10 protein-coding genes and 2 pseudogenes are annotated in these 22,655 nt (G+C 63.6%); 1 reads left to right on the forward strand and 11 read right to left on the reverse strand.

Going from position 1 to position 22,655, the window contains the following annotated elements; all coding sequences use genetic code 11:
• From ACZ499_RS39355 to ACZ499_RS39405, 11 genes and pseudogenes are all read right to left on the reverse strand, one after another.
• A partial coding sequence (locus ACZ499_RS39355) for a type I polyketide synthase (protein WP_468681928.1) occupies positions 1-3,032 on the reverse strand: 3,032 nt, incomplete at its 3' end.
• A gap of 165 nt (positions 3,033-3,197) precedes the next feature.
• Entirely contained in the window at positions 3,198-4,391 is a 1,194-nt protein-coding gene (locus tag ACZ499_RS39360) for a cytochrome P450 (RefSeq protein WP_468681929.1), read from the reverse strand.
• Positions 4,392-4,419: 28 nt separating this feature from the next.
• Positions 4,420-6,096, reverse strand: a complete 1,677-nt coding sequence (locus ACZ499_RS39365; protein ID WP_468681931.1) for a thioester reductase domain-containing protein — start codon at positions 6,094-6,096, stop codon at positions 4,420-4,422.
• 11 nt (positions 6,097-6,107) lie between these two features.
• A complete protein-coding gene (locus ACZ499_RS39370; RefSeq protein WP_468681932.1) occupies positions 6,108-14,255 on the reverse strand; it encodes an amino acid adenylation domain-containing protein in 8,148 nt (2,715 codons plus the stop codon).
• A gap of 655 nt (positions 14,256-14,910) precedes the next feature.
• Positions 14,911-15,690: a thioesterase II family protein gene (locus ACZ499_RS39375; protein ID WP_468681934.1), complete on the reverse strand. Its 780-nt coding sequence runs from the start codon at positions 15,688-15,690 to the stop codon at positions 14,911-14,913.
• Positions 15,691-15,711: 21 nt separating this feature from the next.
• Positions 15,712-16,359 carry a helix-turn-helix transcriptional regulator gene (locus ACZ499_RS39380; protein ID WP_468681937.1) on the reverse strand — a complete coding sequence of 216 codons (648 nt, stop codon included), beginning with the start codon at positions 16,357-16,359 and terminating at the stop codon, positions 15,712-15,714.
• Positions 16,360-17,235: 876 nt separating this feature from the next.
• A pseudogene (locus tag ACZ499_RS39385) lies at positions 17,236-17,391 on the reverse strand (IS5/IS1182 family transposase); the annotation flags it as partial.
• A gap of 52 nt (positions 17,392-17,443) precedes the next feature.
• Positions 17,444-18,232 (reverse strand): annotated as a pseudogene (locus ACZ499_RS39390) (IS110 family RNA-guided transposase); the annotation flags it as partial.
• Positions 18,233-18,485: 253 nt separating this feature from the next.
• Positions 18,486-19,166 carry a hypothetical protein gene (locus ACZ499_RS39395; protein ID WP_468681939.1) on the reverse strand — a complete coding sequence of 227 codons (681 nt, stop codon included), beginning with the start codon at positions 19,164-19,166 and terminating at the stop codon, positions 18,486-18,488.
• Between the two features lie 9 nt (positions 19,167-19,175).
• On the reverse strand, positions 19,176-19,310 hold the full coding sequence (locus ACZ499_RS39400) for a hypothetical protein (protein ID WP_468681941.1): 135 nt from the start codon (positions 19,308-19,310) through the stop codon (positions 19,176-19,178).
• A 196-nt stretch (positions 19,311-19,506) separates the two neighbouring features.
• Positions 19,507-20,283: a glycine-rich domain-containing protein gene (locus ACZ499_RS39405; protein ID WP_468681943.1), complete on the reverse strand. Its 777-nt coding sequence runs from the start codon at positions 20,281-20,283 to the stop codon at positions 19,507-19,509.
• Positions 20,284-20,607: 324 nt separating this feature from the next.
• On the opposite strand from ACZ499_RS39405, the gene ACZ499_RS39410 reads away from it, so the two are divergent.
• Complete coding sequence (locus tag ACZ499_RS39410; protein ID WP_468681945.1) at positions 20,608-22,605, forward strand: PLL family lectin; 1,998 nt, start codon at positions 20,608-20,610, stop codon at positions 22,603-22,605.
• Positions 22,606-22,655 lie beyond the last annotated feature (50 nt).

Below are 22,655 nucleotides of genomic sequence, written 5' to 3' on the forward strand. Positions count from 1 at the left end.
ACAGGCGCGAGTGCGGAGGCAGGAACGGCCCCCGCTCCCCCCGCCAACTCACCCGACAACCACTGCGCAACCGCCACCGGCGTCGGGTAATCGAAAACCAGCGTGCTCGGCAGACGCAGCCCCGTGACCTCACCCAGCCGATCCCGCAACTCCACTCCGGCAAGCGAGTCGAAGCCCAACTCCTTGAATGTCAAGGCGGGGTCGATTGCCTCCGGCGAGGCATGGCCCAGGACCAGTGACGCCTGGTCACGCACTAGGTCGAGAGCAGAACGTCCCAGCTCCTCGCTTTGTGAGGAAGAGAGCTGCTCGCCTCGATCCTTCACCCCAGTGAGGGCCTCGGCTCCTTCGGACCGGTCGCGCCCGGGATTGTCATGCACAACACTGTCCTGGCCGTCCAGCCAATAGCGCTCCCGCTGGAAGGCATAGGTGGGAAGGCTTACTCGTCCCCTGTTAGAGGCCTTCGCGGTCCGACCCCATTCGATCGAGAACCCCTGTACGTGTAGACGGGCCAGGACACGTTGGAGCCCCTGAATTTCCATGCCGTCTCGACGCACCACGGGAACCACTAGTGGATGCGATGTTGAGCTGAGACACTCCTCCACTGCCGAGAGGAGGGCCGCTTCCGGACCTATCTCGATGAAAGTGTTGACATTCAGGTCACATAGGGAACTAATCCCGCCGTGGAAGTTGACCGTCTCCCGGACATGGCGAACCCAGTACTCTGGGGAGCAAAATATCGACTGGTCCCCGATCTCGCCCGTCAGGTTCGAGATGAGAGGGATCTCCGGACGTGAGTACTCAAGCCGATTCGCAACTTCCGAAAATGCAGTGAGTACCTTGTCCATGTGAGGCGAATGGAATGCATGACTCACCTGCAGCTGACGCGTCTTGCGACCGCGCTCCGCAAAGAGCCTCGCCACGCCCATCACTTCGGATTCATCACCGGAGACGACAACGGAAGAAGCGCCGTTGATCGCAGCAAGGGCGCTGCAGTTGAATCCTTCGGCAAGTACCTCCGACACCTCTGAGGCAGTTGCCTGGATTGCCACCATTGCGCCTTGCTCAGCCACCTGCTGCATCAGACTGCCGCGGACGGCTACAAGCTCGCAAGCGTCTGCCAGCGACAGCACTCCAGCCACATGAGCGGCTGCCAGTTCGCCGATGGAATGACCGACGACATAATCCGCAGACAATCCGAGATCAACCAGGAGTCGATAAAGGGCGACCTCAAAAGTGAAGATGGCCGGCTGCGTGTATCGCGTCTCACTAAGAAGCGCCGACTCAGCAGTGCCTGAATCGGCGAACATCACATCCTGGAGAGGTACGTCGAGATGCCTGTCGAAGTACTCACACGCCTCGTCGACGGCCATCGCGAAGATGGGGTACGTGCTGTAGAACTCAAACCCCATCCCAGGGCGCTGCGAGCCCTGACCGGAAAAGATAAAAGCTGTACCAGTCTGCTTGGCTACATGACCTCGGATGACGTCCGACATCAGCGTTCCATCGGCCAGGGACCGAAGTTGCCTCAGGAATCCTCTCCGGCTCTCGGCCGTAATGGCTGCTCGGTGTTCAAAATGCTTGCGAGTCGTGGCGAGCGATAGCCCGATGTCGTGCAGGCTCGCATCCGGACTCTCCTCGACATAAGCACGCAGCAGTCCGGCCTGTGCGCGCAGCGCCTGATCGCTCCGTCCGGAGAGAATCCAAGGCAGCATCGGTCCGTCATCGGCACCCCTGGCAGGAATGGCATCCGCTGCGACATCAGTCAAAATGAGATGGCAATTGGTTCCGCCCATGCCAAATGAGCTGACACCCGCCACCAGAGACTGCTCCGGACGCGGCCAAGGCATCAAGTCCTGTGCCACCAGGAGGTTGAGCTCGTCGAACGGGATGTTCGGATTCGGCACAGCGAAGTTGAGACTCGCCGGGATCATCCGGTTCTTTATGGACAACGCAGCCTTCATCAGGCCGGTAATGCCGGCGGCGCCTTCCAGATGGCCGATATTGGTCTTCACGGAGCCGACGATCAAGGGGAACTCTGAGTCGCGTTCACGGCCGATCGCAGACCCCAGCGCGGCAGCTTCAATCGGATCTCCGACGGCAGTTCCGGTGCCGTGCAATTCAACGTACTGCACGGCACCAGAGCTGATCTTCGCCCTGTCACAGGCCGCCCTGACGACAGCTTCCTGAGCCGCTCGGCTGGGAATGGTCAGTCCCGCAGAGGCACCGTCATTGTTTACGGCGGTCCCACGAATAACGCAATAGATGGTATCGCCGGCGGCACGTGCGTCGGGCAGGGTCTTGAGCACGACCAGTCCGCCGCCCTCGCCTCGTACATATCCATTCGCGCGTGCGTCGAAGGTGAAACACCGATCGTCCGGCGAGAGGCCGCCGAACTTGGCTGCGCTCAGCGTGCTGTCAAGGGTGACGTTGAGATTAACACCGCCTGCGAGTGCCACGTCACAGCCACCGGTGCGCAAGCTCTCGCATGCCATGTGGACGGATACCAGTGATGACGACTGCGCCGAATCGATCGCGAAACTCGGACCGCTCAGCCCCAGAAAATAGGAGATGCGGTTGGCGATCATGCTGCGGTTGGTGCCCGTCAGGGAATACCGGCTTATGGCATCAGGCCCCAGGTGGCGCATCAGACCGGCATAATCGTCCGCCATGGCTCCGACGAAGACACCTGTTCGGCTGCCTCTGAGGTCGTCGGGAACAATCCTGCTGTCCTCCAGGGCCTCCCAGCTCAGCTCCAGCATCAAGCGCTGCTGCGGATCCATACTGCGAGCTTCCTTCGGAGATATACCGAAGAAGCCGGGATCAAAACGGTCTATGTTCTCGATGAAGCCACCACGGCGCGCATGGACATCGCCTGGCTCATCGCTGTCGACTGCCTCGTCGCCGAGCCAGCGACTGGACGGTGTGTCGGTGACCGCATCCACACCGTTGCGAAGGAGATCCCAGAAGGCACGGGGGTTAGACGCCTGGGGAAGACGGCAGGCCATGCCTACAACCGCAATTGCGTCGTCCAACTCGCCACACACCTCAGCGGAAGGGCCTTCAACCATTACTGCTCCTCGCAACATGTCCATGAACTCAAACGCATGCATCAACTTGGCTCATCGGCACCTTCTCCTGTGGAGCCACCATTCCCCTACGGTGGCTCCACACCGAGCTGATGTGCACAGGGCTTTGAATCACCACTCCACAGGAAACTCCCGGACGCCATAGAGCACCATTTCATGGCGGAAAGGCAGTTCTTCCATAGGCTTGCTCAGCCGCAGTGTCGGAAGTCTCTTGAATAGACCCCCAAACACCGTCTGCAGTTCTACTCGCGCAAGCGTCAGCCCGATGCACTTATGGAAGCCGTATCCGAAGGCGACGTGCCCACCAGCCTCCCGGTGGATGTTCAACGTGTCCGGGTCCTCAAACACCGCATCGTCACGATTGGCGGCATTGAGCATCACGAGGACGCCTTCATTGGCCCGAATCAACTGGCCGCCGACGGTGACATCCTCCAGGGCCGCGCGTGGCAGTCCAGCGTGGTTAACCGTCAGGTAGCGCAGTAGTTCCTCCACCGCGCCGGGGAGGAGGAACTCATCGGCTTTCACCTCGTCCAGCTGTTCCGGATGCTCGAGAAGCGCAAGAGTTCCGAGACCTATCATCTGGGCCATGGTGTCGTAACCGCTGACGAGCATGAGAGCGGCCAGGCCGACCAGCTCCTCATGCGTCAGGTCGTTTTCTTCTGCCGAGGCAACAAGCCGGCTGACCATGTCGTCCGACGGCTCCTGCTTCTTGGCAGTCACCAGCTGGTCGAAGTACTGAACCAACTTTCCGGAGGCAGCCATGACCTCTTCCGGAGTACTGCTTCGATCCAGCGCGGTGTCCGTGTTCGTCCGAACAAATTGACTGTCCTTGTAAGGGACTCCAAGAAGTTCGAAGATGACGGTCGAGGCCATGGGGTAAGCCAGGTCTCGGACCAGGTCCGCCGACGTTCCCGCGCGGAGCATGTCGTCGATCAGACCATCGAGGATTTCCTGCATCCGAGGACGCAACGCCTCCATGCGGCTGATCAGGAACTCACGGGTGACGGTACGCCTCAGTCGACCGTGATCTGGTTCGTCCTGCTGCAGAAAGAAGCCAGGGGCAGGCGGGAGGTCTCCCGTGAGATAGGTCGGAAATCCGGGGGTGCGCGGATCAGAACTGAACCTTCGATCCGTCAGCACAGCCCGAACATCCTCGTGCCGAGTCACCAGCCATGCGATATCACCACGCGGTGTACGGATCTTCACAACTGGCTGATCTGCGGTGATCTCTCGATACTGCGGTGGCGGGTTGAACGGGCATTCCCGAGGCATCGGGAAATCCGGAATCTTTACGCTAGCATCCATGATGCTCCTCTTCTCACTAGAGTCATTCCTAGGCAGTGATCCCGGCGGGAGGCGCGAGATAACCTATTTCGATGAACCAGTTCAGGTACCGGCCGATCAGCTCTTGGTCAGGGGGCAGGCACTCGATACCCGATCCGGACAGCGCTGCTCGAAGATTGGTCGTGTCAAACACAGGCTTACTGCCTTCCAGGCCAACGTCGGCGGACGGTCCCTCCTCGCCGAATAGGGGAAGGAAGCGCGCTAGTTCGTTTTCCTCACCCCGTTCCACCGCAGCAACGAGCCTGCGATACCACTCCGGATAGGGGACGCTTGCGACGGGGTATCCGAATTCAGCGATCCGCTCGATGAGGTCATTCGAGGTCAGGCTGTGCTTCCCTGGCAGGTTAAACACCGTGCCGTGCCTCATTCCGCTGAGTGCGGTGTGTGAGATAGCCGCTGCGTAGAAGTCGACCGGCACCATCTCTGCGGTGCTGTTCAAGTTTGCCGCGGCGCGCAGCTGAATACATGCCTTGATCGAGGCATTGATGAAGGTGTCGGTAGCACAGACGCCGCTTTCCTGGGCTCCAGTGATAAGGCCGGCCCGATAGACGTTTACAGGTAGGCCAAGCCGTCCAGCCTGCGTGACCAGGCTGTCGCTCACCCACTTGGTCTGCCGGTACCCGCCCGATACTCCCTCCGGATCGACCGTCTCAGTCTCGGCCCACACAGAGTCGCCGGGACCAACCGGGTAGACAGCCAGTGAGGAAACGTGGTGAACGGGCTTCAGCCGGTGCCGAGTGGCAAGCCGCAGCACCTCAAGGGTGCCAAGTACGTTGACCGGCTTCAGTGCCCGATAAGACGCGGCGAAATTGGACTGGGCCCCGTTATGGATGATCATCTCGACCTCTTCGGCCAGCATCCGGTACGACGTCTTGTCCAGACCGAGATACGGCCGGGCGAGGTTGCCGACCACAGCCGTGATCCGCGAGGCGTCGCCATCCTTCGAGAGCCCGTGGTGACGCATGTTTTCCAGCACGCGCTCGGCTGCTCGAACCGGATTCTCTGCACGCACGAGCACGTAGATCCGTGCCTGAGAACGATCCAGCAATTCGCGCAACAAAAACGCACCGGTGTATCCGGTACCGCCAGTGAGCAAAACAACCTGATATGGGGCTGTTACAGCCGATTTAACATCTGACTCGATCGCCACGTCGCCCGGAAGTACTGCTTCCGAAAGCATTTCCTGGGTACTGACGCCCCGCGGGTTGCCGGCGCCAGTGGCCCGGGGGTCCGCCTCGGAACTCACCATCCGGGCCAGCTGCTCGATCGTGGGGTTTTCGAAGAGCCGACGCAAGTTGAGCTTGACCTGGTAGGCCTCGCGCACACGTTCGGACATCTGGACCACGGTCATCGAGTCGCCGCCCAGGTCGAAGAAGCTGCTCTGGACACTGATCTCCGATACTCCGAGAAGATCTCGCCAGATCCTTGCCAGCTGGATCTCTACTGCCGTACGCGGGGCGACATAAGCGGTGTCGCTTGTTTCCCCGGAAAAATCATTCGGCAGGGCTGACCGGTTGACCTTGCCATTAGGCAGTTTCGGGAGCTCGGAGAGCACGACGAAACGGGAAGGCATCATGGCGTCGGGCAAGTGCGTGCGGGAAAAGGCGCGCAACGATGAGCGAAATTCTGATACCCAGGAGGAAGCCAATGGGTCGTTGGCGAGCAAACGGTCTATACTCATATGTCACCCTCGGACTTTTCGAAGAAGGCGTCGAAGTGGTCCAGGCGTCCGTTCTGAAGTACCAGCAGACGGACATTCCACCCCAGCCTGGTGGCCACTTCCGCAACCTCTTCCGGGTGGATGCTGGTTGTCTCATCCAGTTCCCAAAGGAGCCGTTCAAGGTCCCAGAGGGTTGTCTCTTCGTCCGCTTCTCTGAGCAACCCGGACGCCGTTAGCGCGTGATCCAGTCGCTTGTTCGGTATCCCCGTCACGGTAATCGCCCGCGAATCCTGCTGAAGTCGCTTTTTCAGCCCGATCAGGCCTTCGGGTATCGAGCTCCAGTCTGCCTGCTCGGAAACTCGGGCGCTGGCGGATGATTCACCAGTCAGCAGAGTGACGTCGTAGCGGAATGTTGAGAGCTCGTTATCGGCATGACCACGCTTCAGTTCGATGCGCACTTCACCTAGTTCCGGCAACTCGTCCACAAGCCGACGGAAGAAGTTCGGAGAGAGGCAAAGTTCACGCTCGTTCTGACTGTCCCTGATGACAGCAGCGTTGATATCGCCAGCAGTCTGGAGTTCCGGCGCATGGCTGAGCTGGAGCAACGTGTGAAATTCGGGAAGCATCTCCAGGGATCGAACATCTCCCACGAATATGGCACCGCCGGGGCGCACCACTCGTATCGCCTGCTCGATGACGTTCCTCAGGTAGGAAACTCCCGGAAAGTACTGCGCGACCGAGTTCAGCACCACAAGGTCGAGGCCGTGCGGCGGCAACTCAGCCAAGTATTCGGGGCCCGACTGCCTGAGCACGACGTGCGGCGGGAGGGTACGTTCCCCGCCCAGGCACGTGGCTGCTGACTCCAACGCGGCTGCGGAGATGTCCAGGCCCACGTAGTGGTCAACCTGATCGACAAGCTCCCGCAGTATCAACCCGACGCCCACGCCGATATCTGCCACGGCCGATGCGCGCAGTGCCCGGATGCGCCGCACGGTGTGCTCCTGCCATTCCTTCATCTCCGCCTCGGGAATGGGTTTGCCTGAGTAACTGCTGTTCCAGCCGACGAATGCGGTTCCGGGGGTTTGCTCACCGCTCGGGGCGTAGGTTTCCTGCCAGATTTCGCTCCATCGGTTGACGTGCGCGTCCTGGATGGAGCCGTCTGCCAACGCATCCGTTGGCTCCACGTAGGCAACCAATTCGGTGCCCGCCTCGCCGGGCACGGCTACGACGGCTACGGCGTCGACCTCGGGATGGCGCGACAGGACGCTCTCCACCTCGTCCGGCTCGACTCGATGGCCCAGGATCTTCACCTGCCGGTCCACTCGGCCCAGGAACTCAAGGCTTCCGTCGCCGCGCCAACGCACACGATCGCCAGTCCGGTAGAACGGTTCCATGGCCGCACCTGCCTGGACGAAGCGGTTCTCGGTGAGCTCGGGACGTCCGACGTAGCCAGCGGCGACCCCTGCCCCACCGATCCAGAGCTCGCCCTCGACCCCTATGGGGACCAGCGCGCCGTCGTTGCCGACGACATGGACCTCGGTGTTGGCGATCGGTCGGCCGATGGGAATGCTGCTGCCTGCCGTGTCCTCGGCGGTGAGTTCGTACGAGGTGGACCAGATCGTTGTCTCCGTCGGCCCGTACATGTTGAGAACGCGTGTGTTCGGGAGGGCAGGCACCAGTCGCCCGGCCAGCCCGGAAGGGAAGGCCTCGCCGCCGACGAGCAGGGCACGCGTGCCGCGCAGTGCGTCAACACAGGCCGGCTCGGTGACGACCGCCGACAGGAGAGAGGGCGTGCCCTGGAAAAGAGTTACCGAATGGCGCTCGCAGAGCTCTGCCAAGCTGTGCCTGGCCTCGCCCACCTCTTCTTGATGTGCCTCTCGGAGCCGGTTTATCCAGGTCAGGCTCGACAGGACGTCTTCGGTGTCGAGCCCGAAGTCGACCAGACAAGCCACTTCGTCGACACCGGCATCGGACAGTGTCCGGATCAAGTCCGCACAGCTATCCGGTGATCCAAACAGCCCGGATGTCTCGAAATAGCGGTCCACCGCCATGTCCAGCACCGGGTCCAGATATTCTTCCGCTCCGTTCTCCGGCATTTCCTGCCCGGTCGTCGCGAAGAGCGTCCGCCACAGCTCCGTCGAGCTGCGCAGGTACTCCCGGAACGGGCCCCGGGCACGCTGCTTGGCCTCATCCGCGTCACCGGACATGAACGTGTGAACCATGACCGTGACCTGGCCCCGGCCGGGGTGGCCATGCTCTTCCCGAGCCCGCCGATAAGCAGATATCTTGTCTGCAAGGTCTGTCGGGCTCTGCCCCAGGAGATGTGTGAGGACGTTGACGCCGGCAGCCCCGGCCCGTTCGAAGGTCTCGATCGTGCCTACGGAGGTCAGCCAGATGGGCGGGTCCTCCTGAATTGGGGCAGGGAAGATCCGCACGTCAACCAGTTCACCACTTCCGCCCACCCGCTGAACCGACTCGCCGTGCCACAGCCGGCGGAACTCGGCCAGCTGTTCGGCCATGCGCGCCTTACGCACCGGGTAGTGGTCAGGGAAGAAGACGAAGTCATTGGAATTCCAGCCGGGCGCGAAGGCCAGCCCAATTCGACCGTTGGATAGATTGTCCACCAGCGACCACTCCTCGGCGATACGCACCGAGTCATGCAGGGGGGCAACCACACTTCCACACCTGATGGCAACACGTTCGGTGATCGTGGCCAGCGCCGCCGACATCACCGCTGGATTCGGATAGAGACCGCCAAATTCATGGAAGTGCCGTTCGGGTGTCCACACGGCTTCGAATCCGTGGCTGTCCGCGTATTTAGCCGCATCGAGGACCAGACGATAGCCATCGCGATTCGAGCCGCCGGCCGAAGCCGCGAAGAAGAACAGGCTGAAATTGACCGCCCGATCGATCTCGCGTGCGGGCGGCGTCAGATTCTTGACGATCCCTTCCCCGGCTATCACGGTCTTCGCGCCACAAGTGAGCGGCCACAACAATTCCAGCACGGAGATGTCGAAGGACATACTCGTCACCGCCAGCATGACATCGTCTGACTCGCAGCCGACCGTCTGGTCCATGCCAGTGAAGAAGTTCACGACGTTGCGGTGTCGGACCGCGGTGCCCTTGGGCTGGCCTGTTGAGCCTGACGTATAGATGACGTAGGCCAGGTCATCGCCGTTGACCGGCACATCCACCCGAGTTGTCGCAGATGCGGCTATGGCTGCGGCATCGCCCACCATGTCCACGGTCTTCGGCGCCCTGACGTCCTCAGACGCACCAGGGCCCGTGATGAGATACACGAGGCCGGCATCGGCTGCGATGTTCTTGAGGCGACTGGCCGGGAAAGCGGGATCCAGCGGAACGTAGGCGGCACCAGCCTTGAGCACTCCGAGCAGGGCGATCACCATGTCCGTACCGCGCCGCAGTGATACGCCGACCAAGTCGCCGCGCCTTACGCCGAGCTCCCTCAAATAATGAGCCAGCTGGTTGGCCCTCTCATCCATGGCTTCATAGCTCAGTTCGGCCCAGCGGTGCGCCAACGCCACCGCCTCGGGCGAGCGAAGCACCTGCCTTTCGATCAGCCCGTGCACCGTGGCCGCAGCCTCATAAGGCTGCGCGGTGGCATTCCAGCTCTGAAGGAGCCTCAGTTCTCCCTCACCGCGCAGCTCGACGGCGTCGGGCTGCGCCTCGGGCTGCGCGGAGAGCTCGACGAGTGCGCGTCCGTAGTACTCGGCCAGCCGTTCGCAGAAGTCGGGCTGCAGACGTGTGGTGTCGCAGTCCAGCCAGAGCTCGAAGCCTCCGCGCTGCCGACTGGTCATGAAGTTGACCGAAAGCGGAAACTCGGTCTCCGCTATGCCGAACCCGTCCAGCGGTGCGGAGCCTGCCTTCTGCTCCTGATGAAAGTCCATAAAGTTGACATAGGAGTCCAGATGGAGATCGCCACGATCATTCTTGATCCGGCCGTAGGGATAGCCGCGATGCGGGAAGGTCCGCTCGGTGTGAGCCTGCACCTTGCCGGCGAGTTCCAGCCATGTGACACCACGGGCATCCATGCGCAGCGGAAGTGTGTTGAGGAAGACACCTATCACCGCGTCCCCTCCGTCCTCGTCCAGACGTGCGTGGGATATGACCCCGGTGAGAACCTCCTCCCCCGGGCACACCCGCTGCAGCACGGCCACATGAACGGCTGTGAGCAGAGACTTCAGCGGCAGTTGGGCCCTGCGTGCGATCTGCGCGATGCGTGCGCCGACGACGGCGTCCACCGTGACGTCGTAGCGCCGGTGTTCGCTTCTGTCGCCACGGCCCGACGCCTTGCCCGGCAGCGGTGTGGACTGGGCGCCGTCGAGCTCCTCGGCCCAGAATGCCCTGTGCTCCGCAGACTCCACCGCTTCGCGCTCTGCCGCTATGAACTGACGGAACGTCGACGGCACATCGGGCAGCCACAGGTCCTGGCCGGCCAGCGCAGCCCGGTACTGGGCGATGATCTCCTGGAACATGAGCCCATCGCTCCAACCGTCGAGCACCACGTGGTGTTCAACTACGCCGAGTTGGAACGCATCCGCCCCCAGCAGGTGCACGGAGAAGGACAACAGCGGTGCCGCGGACAGGTCAAACTCGTGGAACTTCGCTCCCTCTGCCCACTGGCGCAGTCTCGCTCCCTGGGCGGAGTCTTCCAGGGCGCTGAGCTCAGCGTGCACGTTCAAGGGGATGTCGACGTCCCGGTGCACGAGTTGCAACGGCTCACTGAACCCGCTGGGATGGAAAGACGTACGCAGGGCGGGGTGGCGACGGAATACCCCTGCGAGAGCACGACGCAGGGCATCCTCATCGAAAGGCAGTTCAACTCGGACGCTGGTCACTACCCGATAGACGGACGTCTCCCCCTCGTATCCGGCATGGAAGACGATGCCGGACTGAAGATTGCTCAGCGGGTAGGCGTCTTCCACATCCGAAGGGAGTAGCTCTCGGTCGGAGGGAGACACCAGGGAAAACGGAGCGTTGTTGCGGGTGGTGGACGCCGTGTCCAGCGAGCGCAGCTGCGAGGCGAGTTCCCTCACCGAGGGTGCGTGATACAGCTCAGCAAGCGGGAAGGTCATCCCACGTCGTTCCAGCGCCGCACGCATACGGATGCTGAGAATCGAGTCTCCGCCCAGAGCGAAGAACGACGTACCGACATCCACGGATCCGCGGCCCAAGACGTCACACCATACGTCGTGAAGTAGGTGCTCTGCCGGGGTCGCAGGGGGTTCACTGCCTCGTCCGTCGCCTATCTGTACCGTCGTATTGAGCTTGCGCAAGGCGTTGCGGTCGGCCTTGCCGCTCGGCAGAAGCGGCATTGCGTCCAGGATATGGAGGTGCGCCGGGACCATGTACGGCGGCAGCTGACCGCGCAGCATGGCAAGCAGCTCAGCGGTGTCGACCGGTTTGTCAGCGGGAACCACATAGGCGACCAGTCCCGGCAGCTGCTTCTCCCCCTGGTGCGGCGTGACCACCGCCGCTTGCGCCACGGCAGGATGGGACAGCAGGAGAGATTCGATCTCGCCCAGCTCGACGCGGAATCCACGAATCTTGACCTGTTGGTCGAGACGCCCCAGATACTCGGCGGTTCCGTCCCTCCGCAGAACCGCCAAGTCTCCCGTGCGGTACATCCTGCCCGCGGCGAAGCGGTTGTTGACAAAGCTCTCGGCTGTCATCCGTGGCTGGTTCAGGTAGCCGCTGGCCAGCTGAACGCCTCCGATATGCAACTCACCGGGAGTGTCGAAGGGAACCGGTTCACCACCAGGGTCAAGCACGTAGATGGATGTGTTTGCTATCGGCCGGCCGATGGGTACCGGATTGTGTGAATTTACCGGCTGGCACTTCCAGTGGGTGACGTCGACGGAAGCTTCTGTCGGTCCGTAGAGGTTGTGCAGTTCCGGGCTTGCCTCACTGTCCCCGTACACGGTGAAGAACTGTGAGACGCTCTCGGGGTGCAGTGCCTCGCCGCTGGCCATCACGAGGCGCAGCGAGGAGAGTTCTGCCGCAGCGGGCTCCGCCAAGAACAGATCAAGCATAGTCGGCACGAAGTGCACGGTGGTGATCCGCTGCTCGCGGATCGTTTCACAAAGCGCCCTCGGGTCGCGGTGTTCTCCCGGCTTGGCCAGATGCAGCCGCGCGCCGGCGAGAAGGGGCCAGAAGAACTCCCACACCGACACATCGAACGTGAACGGGGTCTTCTGCAGAACGCGGTCCTCCGCGCCGAGCTGGAATTGTTCCTGCATCCACAGCAGACGGTTGACGATCCCGCGGTGCGGAACGGCCACACCCTTGGGGCGGCCCGTCGAACCGGAGGTGTAAATGACGTAGGCATGGTCGCCAGGATCCACGGCCACAGGCTCCCAGGCAGAACCCTGGAGATCCGCCCGCGTCGTGTCTACCGAGATGATGTCAGCTGCCGTGCCCGCGAGTTGGGCGGCCAGGTCGGAGCGGCTCAGCACGATGCGCACCCCGGCGTCCGCGATCTGGTACGCCAGCCGGTCACGGGGAAGCTCCGGGTCCAGCGGGAGATATGCGGCGCCGCTCATCAAAACAGCGAGCAACTCAACTACGAGGTCTAGTGACCGTTCACTATGGATGCCGACCACGCATCCCGCTGCGACGCCTCGGGAGCGTAGTTCGGCCGCGAGCCGACGGGCCCTGCTGACGAGTTGGCGGTACGTCAATGTCGCGTCGTCGGTCTGGACCGCGACGGCATCGGGAGTGATGTCGGCCTGCCGCTCGACTCGCTCGTGGAGACAGAGATCCAGATCGTATGCACATACAGGGCCACGGCCGGCTCGCAATACAGCATCGCGCTCCTCGGGCAGCATGCTGCGCAACCGTGCTACGTCCTCATCAGGTGCGCGCAGGGCGTCACGCAACAGGACCAGAAGCCTCTGCTCATGCGATGTCAGAGCATCAGGGCTGTACAGGTCCGGATCGGCGGCGATGACGATCCCCACGCTTGAAGCGTCCGGATCGACGAGGAAGTTGAAGGAAATGTCACGGACCGGGCCTGCAGACAGCAGGTGCGAGCTCGTGGGGACTCCCGCGAACGTCATGGTGCCGGCGGAGGTCAGCACGTTGACTGTGGCTCCCGCGAGCTGGTCCCTGCTTCCGGACAAGCCAAGGTCCCGGTACAGGTCCTCGCCCCGATAGCGCTGGTGTCGCAGCGCGTCCGTCAGGTCACTGGTGACCCGCCCGACCAGCGTGGCGAACGAGGAGGACTCCCGGTCGACTTCGACGCGCAGGGGAAGCTGGTTAGCAAGCATCGCCGGGGTGGCCCGGGAGCCCTTGGTGCGTCGAGCGGGCACGGGCAGGTTGAGCAGGACGTCCCGCTGGGCGGTGGCCCGGCCCACATATGCCGCGACTGCACTCACCAGCACAGCGGGGGCAGTCGTCCCCAGCTGCTCTGCTACGCGGTACAACAGCGCCGTGTCCGTTTCACCGAGAACTGCCGTGCGGCGCAGAACACTTCTGGCCGTTCTCGGTGCACGGCCGGAGAGGCTTACGACCGAGGGGCGATCTGCCAGCCTCCGCAGCCAGTACTCGCGGTCTCGCCGCTTCGAAGCAGAGTCTGCGTAAGCGCGGTCCTCAGCGAGCAGCTCGCGCAGGGGCACATAAGGCGCGGGGGACGGCTTTTCACCGGCGACGAGTGCCGTGTAGATCTCGGAGATCCGGCGTAGGTGGAGAGTTTGTCCGAAACCGTCCAACACAATGTGATGGTGGCGAAGGTAGAGAAGTCGACTCTGCTCTTCCTCCTTGATCAGAGCGTGCCGGATCAAGAGACCGGTGCTGAGATCAACCGGCCGTGCCAGATCAGCTCGCATCCACTCCTCTGCTGCTGCCACCGGGTCGTCCTCACCCGATAGATCCACCAGTTCCAGCGCCTCATCGGATACCGGAGTGATCGTCTGGCCACCGTCATCGAAGCGGGCCCTCAATGCTTCGGCATCGCCCAGGGCGGTATTCACCGCACGCCGCAGCAGCTCTTCATCGATGGACCCATGGATTCGAAGGTACGCAGCACAGTTGTAGCGGGGACTCCCGGAATCGAGCTGCTGGGCTGCCCATACCCCCAATTGAGCCGGGGAAAGCGGAAGATACTCGTCCTCAAAATCAGCCAACATCCCGTTCCCGATCCCCATTCCCTTAATGAAATCCGACGAAGCGTGGAGGCTCGGCGCTGTCGCCCCAGCCGCAGCTCATCACCTAGGGTTGAATTCGTTCAACAATCACTTCTGCCGCACAGGTGGTCAAAATTTCACAACTGTGAAAGGGGGCGAAGAAGCCCTGATGGACGCATCATTTCGGTCCGGACTAGGGGCTCCGAGGAGACGCCGCGCGACAGTGCGATCCATGAACTGGTGCATTATTCTCTTAGGGCGAATACATCGACATGAGGGCCCGCCGGAACCGCTCGCCGCAAAGACCCCCGCCTTTCAGCCATCAGCCTGCCAACCGAGGGGCGCGACTGGCAACAAGATCAACTGGCAGCAAGCGTCCTGGCAACAAGTGACCTATGCATGTTGCAACGATCCGTGTACGCAGCGTAATGCGGCACGAGTTCGTGACGGGCCCCGACCAAACAGCCACAGGCGGGCACAGTAAGCGCCACTTGATCTGCGAGGGTCGGGGCCTCCCGCCGTCCAGGCATCGCCACAGCTCAGTCCGGAGCCGAATCCCGGCTACTGCATCGTCCACCGGCCTTGGCCCCGACCCTGCCGCCGCCGACGGCACGCTCGCCCTGGCCCTAACCGAGGGTGCGCTGCCGGCCGTCGCCGTTGACTCTTTGGCCTGCTGCTATCGATTCACCTCGGCCGTGAAGTGGCCGGAGAGCATGTCGATAATGGCTGCCGCCTGCTTGATCAGGAAGAAATGTCCCCCGGGAAACACCTTCAGGTCCATGCTTTCACTGGTGTGCCGCTGCCAAGCATGTGCCTCATCGATTGATGTTCTCGGATCTGCATCGCCGACAAGAGCGGTCACCTTGCAGGAAACCCGCACATCAGGCTCACATCGATATTTCTCAACAGCCATGTAATCACTACGTATAACCGGCAGTACCAGACGGATCAGTTCCTCGTCTGCCAGGACTCTCGCATCGGTTCCGCCGAGTGACAGTACCTCAGAAACAATCTCGTCGTCGCTGCTCAGATGAACACTCTCGTTCCGTTGCCATGACGGAGCCCGACGCCCGGAGACGAATAGGTGCACTGGGTTCGCTATGCCCGCTTGGTCAAAACGACGAGCCACCTCAAAGGCCACGATGGCCCCCATACTGTGCCCGAAGAAGGTGAGCGGTCGATCCGCCCATCGTGTAATCACATCGAACGCTGCGTCGGCCAGGACGCCAATATCCTCAATGCATGGCTCAGCACGCCGGTCTTGGCGCCCCGGGTACTGGATGGCGAGAACATCGACTGCTGGTGAAAGAGCGGCAGATACCGGGTGGAAGAAGCTCGCAGAACCACCCGCATGGGGGAAACAGATCATGCGACTGGGCGCGTCATCTGCTGGATGGAACCGTCGGCACCATAGGTCGTCTTTAGTGGAGAGAGTTTTCATCGCGACTCGCTTCATTTCGGCAGATCCCGTCATGGATTACTGCCCTGTATCCGGATGATTGAAATGCTGCAACCATTCACGCTCGCCTGCCAGCACGGCCAGCTGAAAGCGCGTCTTCACATTCGTGCGCACCATTATTTCAGACATGACCCGACGTACTGTTCTGAGTGATATCCCCAGCTTGTGAGCAGCGCCCTGATCGGTGAGACCACTATTCAAAAGCGACAACAACTCGCGTTCCTGCGGGCTCAGTCCGTTTTCGTCGCGCCGCGGTAGGGTTCCCCAAGGCGCAGCCGTCGCCCACAACTGCTCGAAGAGCTCCGATATCGCCAAGACGAGTCCCGGAGAACTCGCGATGACCATGCCCTCAGCAGGAGTGTCCGGATTTAGCGGAACTGCGCCGGCCGACCGATCGGCGATAACCATGTGCTGAGGCAATACAGCGGCGGTACGAAGCTCGCCACCAAATTCATTGAGCTTCCGGCACTGGGCGCTGCTGGCTGCGTGGTTTCCTATGCTGTCGAGGCACAGGACGCGTATCCGCACTCCCCTGGCAAGGGTCGAAGCAGCAAGCGCCTGGAAGCCCTCCGACATAATCTCAGACAGTGTCCCGCCTGGAGATAAAACCGCGATCTCGCTCTCCACGTGACGCAGCTGCTGTTCGAACCACAGCCTGATGCTCACTCTCCCGTCCAGTCTTCTAACCATGCCACTGGATGACTCGGAAGGCCGTGGTGAGCTTTGAGCGAGGAAAGCGGCCACAACGCTCCGACTCTCGTGCACCTGCTGCTGACGGCGGGCGAGATCGGCCTCCTGCCTCGCCATGAGCGCGTTTAGCCCGAGTTCGGGGTCCACTGCACACCATGGCGAGAAAGTTCCGTCCCGTCTGTGCACCAGGGAGAGGTCTGCCAGCCGACTCAGAGCATGAAGAGTCTGTTCCTCGGATTGCGCGAGACACTCCGCCAGCTCGGATACTCTCCATTCCGACCGCTCCAGCACTGCGCGATAGACGGTCTCGGTCTTCTCGTCCAGACCAAGGGACTCCACCACCGTGCTCCTCTACGTCCGTTCTCGGCCAAAAAAGAGACTGCTCTCTCGGAGAGCCTATGGTCCGCCATGAGGCAATCCAAAAGGAAAAAATGCCTTGAACCCGGCAAACAGGCCGCCGGCCGTGTGACGTTGGACACGGCTGCGACATCGAAAGCATAGAAGAAGCAAAAAACGGAAGAATGAATTCCGTTTTTCGCGCGTCAGCCGAGCAAAATTACGCCATCAGCACAGATCTGACGCTGAGCCATTTTCATCTCGTCTCGGCGGGGTGATGCGCACGTCACGCCGCTTATAGGTCTTAGATTCAACTGGTGAGTGCAACAGTTCTGGTTGAGGACGGTATGCGTGGCGAGAATGGTTCGGCCGGGGATGTCGGACGAGATGAAGGCCGAATTGTGGCGGCGTTGGCGGGCCGGGGAGTCGATCAGCGTCATATCCCGGCAGATCGGCAAGCCGCCCGGTTCGGTGTTCACCGTCCTCAGAGCTCGTAACAGGGAGCCTTTTCCAACCTCATGTTGAGGCGTGGTGGAGGACGAGTACGGCCTTCACGGTGTCGGTGATCCGGTTGGTGCTGCAGCGAAGCTTCCGCAGGAGACGCCAGCCCTTCAGTACGGCAATGGCCTGCTCGCCGGCGCAGCGGATTGTGGCGTGGCTGCTGTTGTGCCGTTGCTTCCAGCGCTTGAGTCGGCGGCCCCGGAACCTGGGCCCGGCTGGGGCCGGAGGAGTGCTCGCTGGGCACCAGCCCGAGGTAGGCGCCGATGCTCGAGCCGGTGAACCGCTGCCAGTCGCCGAACTCGACGGCCAGGCCGAGCGCGGACAGCGTGTCGATGCCGCGCAGGCAGGCCAACCGCCGCACCACCGGGGCCCATTCGGGACGGGCAGCCGCGGCGGTGATGCGCTCATCGAAGCGGTCCCGCATCGCCTCCAGGGCCAGGACCTCCTCCAGCCCGTTGTCGAAGGCGAACTGCGTATCCGCATCCGTGAACCGCTGCTTGGACAGCCACTCGTGGTGGATGCACGTCCAGCCCGAGCCGCCGCGCCAGACCCGGCCCTGCCGCAGCAGCAGTTTGGAGATCCGGTTGCGGGCCCGGGCCAGGTCCCGGCGCATATCGTCCCGGCCCCGGACGAGATCACGGGCGGCCTCCTCGGCCGGCGTCGGCACCCGCACCGCGGGCAGCTCGTCCATCCGCAGCAGTTTCGACAGCCGCTGGGCGTCCCGCTTGTCCGTCTTGATCCGGTCGCCTGCGGGGCGTTCCATCTTCGAGGGGGCCGCCACCACGCAGCGCACCCCCAGCTCGGAGAACGCGCGGGCGAGGAAGAACCCGGTCGGCCCAGCCTCATAGGCGACCGCGACGGGCTGCGGCAGCCCGGCCACCCACGTCATCACGTTGTGCGTCTCGGCATCGAGACGCTGACTGAAGATCTGACCCGTTTCGCAGTCCAGGGCCCACGCCATCGTGGTGCGGGCATGGACATCCAGGCCGACCGACGTACGCTCGGAGAACATCCGGTGCCTCCCGGTAATTGCGGCACTACCCGCACCGTGCCCACCGGCGGGCAACCCGCGTCAACTTCCCTGCGGGGCATCGGACTTCGCAGCGGCAGCCGCCCTCACTCACCAGCACAGAACGGCCGCTTCATACGGTCTACACTGCCGCAAGGCATCCGGCAGACGGTCGAGCAGTCGCCTACGCGCGGGCCGTCGCCGCCCAGGCCGCCCCAGCTCCATCAGCCTCCGGCGGAGCTGGCCTCGCTGCTCCTCAAAGAGGAGCGAGGTGGGCAACAGGACAAAGAAGCCGTCCCGGTACGGGAGGAACCCGATCCGCTCCCACCCCCTGGCGATCTTGGCCGTGATGCGGTCCCACTCGGCTTCCTCGCGCAGCCGGTCCGCGCTCAGGTCGGAGACCCCCGGAGAACGGGCGACGCCTCGGCATCCGGGCAGGAGCCGGTGGATGGCTTCGGCGGCGAGAATTGCGGCCAGGCCGCGCCCCCTCCATGGCCTGGCCCAGGGTCACGCGGTCCATGATGAGGAGCGCGAGGCCGCCCGCGTAGGCCAGAGACTCGTCCACCTCGTCCGTGAAGTTCCCAGTGTCCTTGTCGAGCAGCACCTGGGCGAACTCGTAGAGGTCCTCCCCCTCCTCCTCCAACGCCCAGTAGGCATTCATGCCGCGGTCGAGGTGGACACGGAAGAAGGCCATCTGCCCGACTTCGACCCCGTCTTTGGCCAGTGCTGGGCAGCCGCCGTCGAAGCACTGCCCAGCGGTGCCCGCGTCGCCGGCACCTGGACATCGACCATCGTCGTGCACGTCCCGTCCGTGGCGGACCGCGACATCAAAGCGCTCTACCGTTTCGGCCTGAGGCGTATCCCGCAGATCGTCGTTGTACGCGATGCGCAGGTGCAGCTCGGAGGGATCGCCTGGAAGCTGAGGCCGCTTGCTCACCAGGTAAACCTAGTCGTTCAGGTCCTGCACGATTGCCTCAAGGACCGAACCCGACCCCTCGATCGACGTGGGCATCACGACGCCGACCACCGTCCGGTGCGCGGTACCCCGCGACAGCAGCGACGGCTCGGGTTTCTCGGTCACGATCCGCAGGATCCCGTGTCCAGGAGCCCCCTCGATCCGGTAGCCGGGCTGGAGGCGAGACAGCCACCCGTGGTCCACCGCCACCGCGGCGCCTCGTAGAGCGCCGATACGCAGACCGCGTGTCACCCCAGTTCAGGGAACGACGAAGGGCCCGCACCTTGCAGGAGGCGCGGGCCCTCGGCGCGTCGGGAGCTACCTAGTGGAAGCTGACGACGACACACCCCGCGTGTCCGGCTTGGCCGTGCTTGCCGGCCTGGCCAGAGCCGCCTGCGGAGCCCCCGTTGCCGGCGGCTCCAGCGGCGCCGCAGGAGGTGGGAACCGGGCCTGCGGAGCTGCCGCCGGCGCCACCCGAGCCGCCCCCGACGCCGGCGCCATTGGTGCCGTTAGCACCCGTATCGCCTCGCTTGAACCCGCCGCAGGGGCCCTCGCTGGGGCTTGAGCCGCCGGCGCCGGCCCTGTTGCCTCCGAAACTGGCGTAGGAGAGCCCGCCGCCGCCGCCGAAGCCGCCGGGCATGGTGTCAGTACGGCCGCCGCTGCGGGTGAGGGAGGTGGCGCCGCCGGCGCCGCCCTTGCGGCCGTCAACCGGGCCGCCTCGGGCTTCGCTGATGCCGCCGGCGCCGCCGTTTCCGCCACCGCCCACAGTGATGCGCAGGTAGTCGCCGCTCGTGGTGAAGAAGTCGCACACCATGCGCGCGCCGCCGCCACCACCACCTCCGCCGCCACTCCCAGTGCCGAAGCCACCGCCACCGCCGCCGCCGCCGGCACCGATGAGGGTCACGGTGACCGTGAGGGCGCGGCTCGGCAGCTCGCAGGACGCGGCTCCCGCGGTCTTGAACGTGACGCCACTCATGCAGGTGTCCACGGCGGCTGCCGGAGAGGCCAGTGTCACGGGCCCCACCACGCCTCCGACGGTCAGTGCAACTACCGCGGCCAAGAGCTTGCGTACCCGGTGCCGGGGATTGTTCATCGTCATGTCCGAGGACGTTACGGAGGCACGTGGGCCGTCGCTTCACATCTGGCGGTCTATCACTCAATCGTGGGGCTGCCCAACGCAGTTGACGGTTGGAGGAGATACGCCCGAAGGGCGCCCCCGCGGCGTGGGCGCGGGCTGTGCAGCGACCGGCGGTACGCCTAGGGGGTGTCCTGCTGATCGTGGCTGGGGAGGGCGGTCACCAGTGTTTTTCGGTCCTTGTTGGGCTGTTCAAAGCCGGTGGGCCCTCTCGTGCTGTGCGGCTGCGTAGTCTCCTGATTTTACTCCGGGCGCCTTGGGCCGGAGCAGTGAGAAGGGGTGGGATGCATGGCCAGTGGGGATACGACGCCGGAACAGCGTCTGGAGATGTTGCAGGGCCTGTTGACGGGGACGCGCAGGGACACGCGTGCGGCCCGGTCATTGGCGCGTTACGAGAAGGGCAACGTGCTGATCGGGGCGGCGTTGCACGCCGCGGACCGGTTACGGCAGGGGAAGCCGGCCACGGATCTGGAGCAGCAGTTGCTGACGGTACTGCGGGCCGCGCTGTCGGATCAGGAGATCAAGGAGTGGGGGCGGGTCTACCGGGAGTCGGTGGCCAAGCTCGGAACCCTGGACGTGGTCCCGTCCGTCATCACCAGCCGTCCGGTGACCTCCGGTTACACGATGGCCGACCTTGCGGCGGGGTTCGGGGCGGTGGCGCAGGAGGCCGCGTCGATGCCGAACACGGCAGTCGTCGACCGGGAGGTACTGGCCGCCGGTGGAAGCGTTGACACGCCCGAATTCATCGCGGGTATGCGGGAGTTCGGGTTCGGTGTCACCGCGTTCGCCCGGCCCCGCAAGGAACTCGCCGGGCAGGCAGCAGAAACCGAGGAGGCGGGGGCCGGGGAGCGGGCAGCGGCCCCGACGTTCAAGGCCAAGCTGGAGCTGGAGAGCTTCTACGTCGAGCGGGCGGTGGGCGACCAGGGCGGAGGCAAGGACGAGATCTACTGGTGTTCCTCGTCCGCCAGCGACAAGGCTTCGGGGCCCGCCTACAAGTCGCAGGAGTTCGGGGCGGTCAAGAAGGGCCAGACCCGCGCCTTCGACGCGAACAACCGGGTCGTCTTCGACGGCCAGGCCAGTGCCGGTGTGGCGTTGAGCGTCTACTGCTGGGAGGCCGACCAGAGCTCCAGCGAGTGGTACGACGCCCTGCACGATGCCCTCAAGGCCCTTTCGAAGACCATCTTCGAGACGTGGTGGTGGGAGCTGGCCACCGGCGTGCTGCCCGGGACGGAGGCCGTGGGCTGGCTCGGTGAGCTGGTGAAGCTGGGCGTCATGCTGATGGAAGCCCTGCGCAACGAGGACGATCTGTCCTGCGCGCGGGGGATCTACCTGGACCAGCAGGACCTGGCCGTGATGTCCTACCGCGGAACGGGTGACTGGCACTTCAACGGCGACGGTCACCACGTGCTGAAGGTCAAGTACACCGGTGACAAGGTGCCGTTCCCGACCGGGACACTGGAGTACGCCGTCCGCACCGGCGAGACCTGGGGCGCGCCGATCGCGCTGCCCTGGGAGAGCATGACGCCCCCGGCGCTGGCCTCGTACAACGGCAAGCTCTACGCCCTGTTCGTCCGGCCCAGCGACCAAGTGGTGATGTGGACGCGCCTGGAAGGCCAGACATGGCGCACTCCCGAGCCGATCGGCGGCGACGCCACCCACTTCGCCCCGGCCGTGACCGCGGGTCCCGGCGGGAAGCTGTACTACGTCCATACCGGCAGGGACAAGAAGGTCTACTGGCGGACCTTCACCGAAGCCTCGGGCTGGAGCGGGGTGGCGGATTTCGGTGACTACCGGGCGGAGTACGGCCCCGCTCTGGCCTTCTACTCGAACCGGGTGTGGATGCTCCACGTCGACCCCCGGGAGCAGATCTACCTCACCACCCACGACGGCAGCCGATGGAGCGGGTGGTACACCGACAATCTCGACTGGCGCCTGAACAAGACCCTCGCGATGGCCCCCTACGGCGGGCAGCTGTGGAGGGGCGCCACCGGGAAGGACAACCAGCTCTACACCGCCACCTCTTCGGGAAACCAGATCTGGACCGGCCGGGGCACCCTCGGTGGCTGGCGCTCAAACCATGCTCCGGCCCTCGCCGCCCACGGCGAAAAGATGTGGATCTTCATGCGTGGCACGGACGGTGTCCTGTACGCGGCCTCCTACAACGGCGCCTGGAGCGCCAGCCACCACGTCAGCGGAACCAGAGCGATCAAACCGATGGACGCACCGACCGCAGCCGCCCACCACAGGAATAACGCCAACAAGCTCTACGTGATGTACCGCCGCTGAGCTGCTGGCTCAAGGGCTGTCCGGTGGGCCGCGGGTAACTTACCGGACAC

The sequence above is a fragment of the Streptomyces sp. NPDC031265 genome (assembly GCF_055570295.1).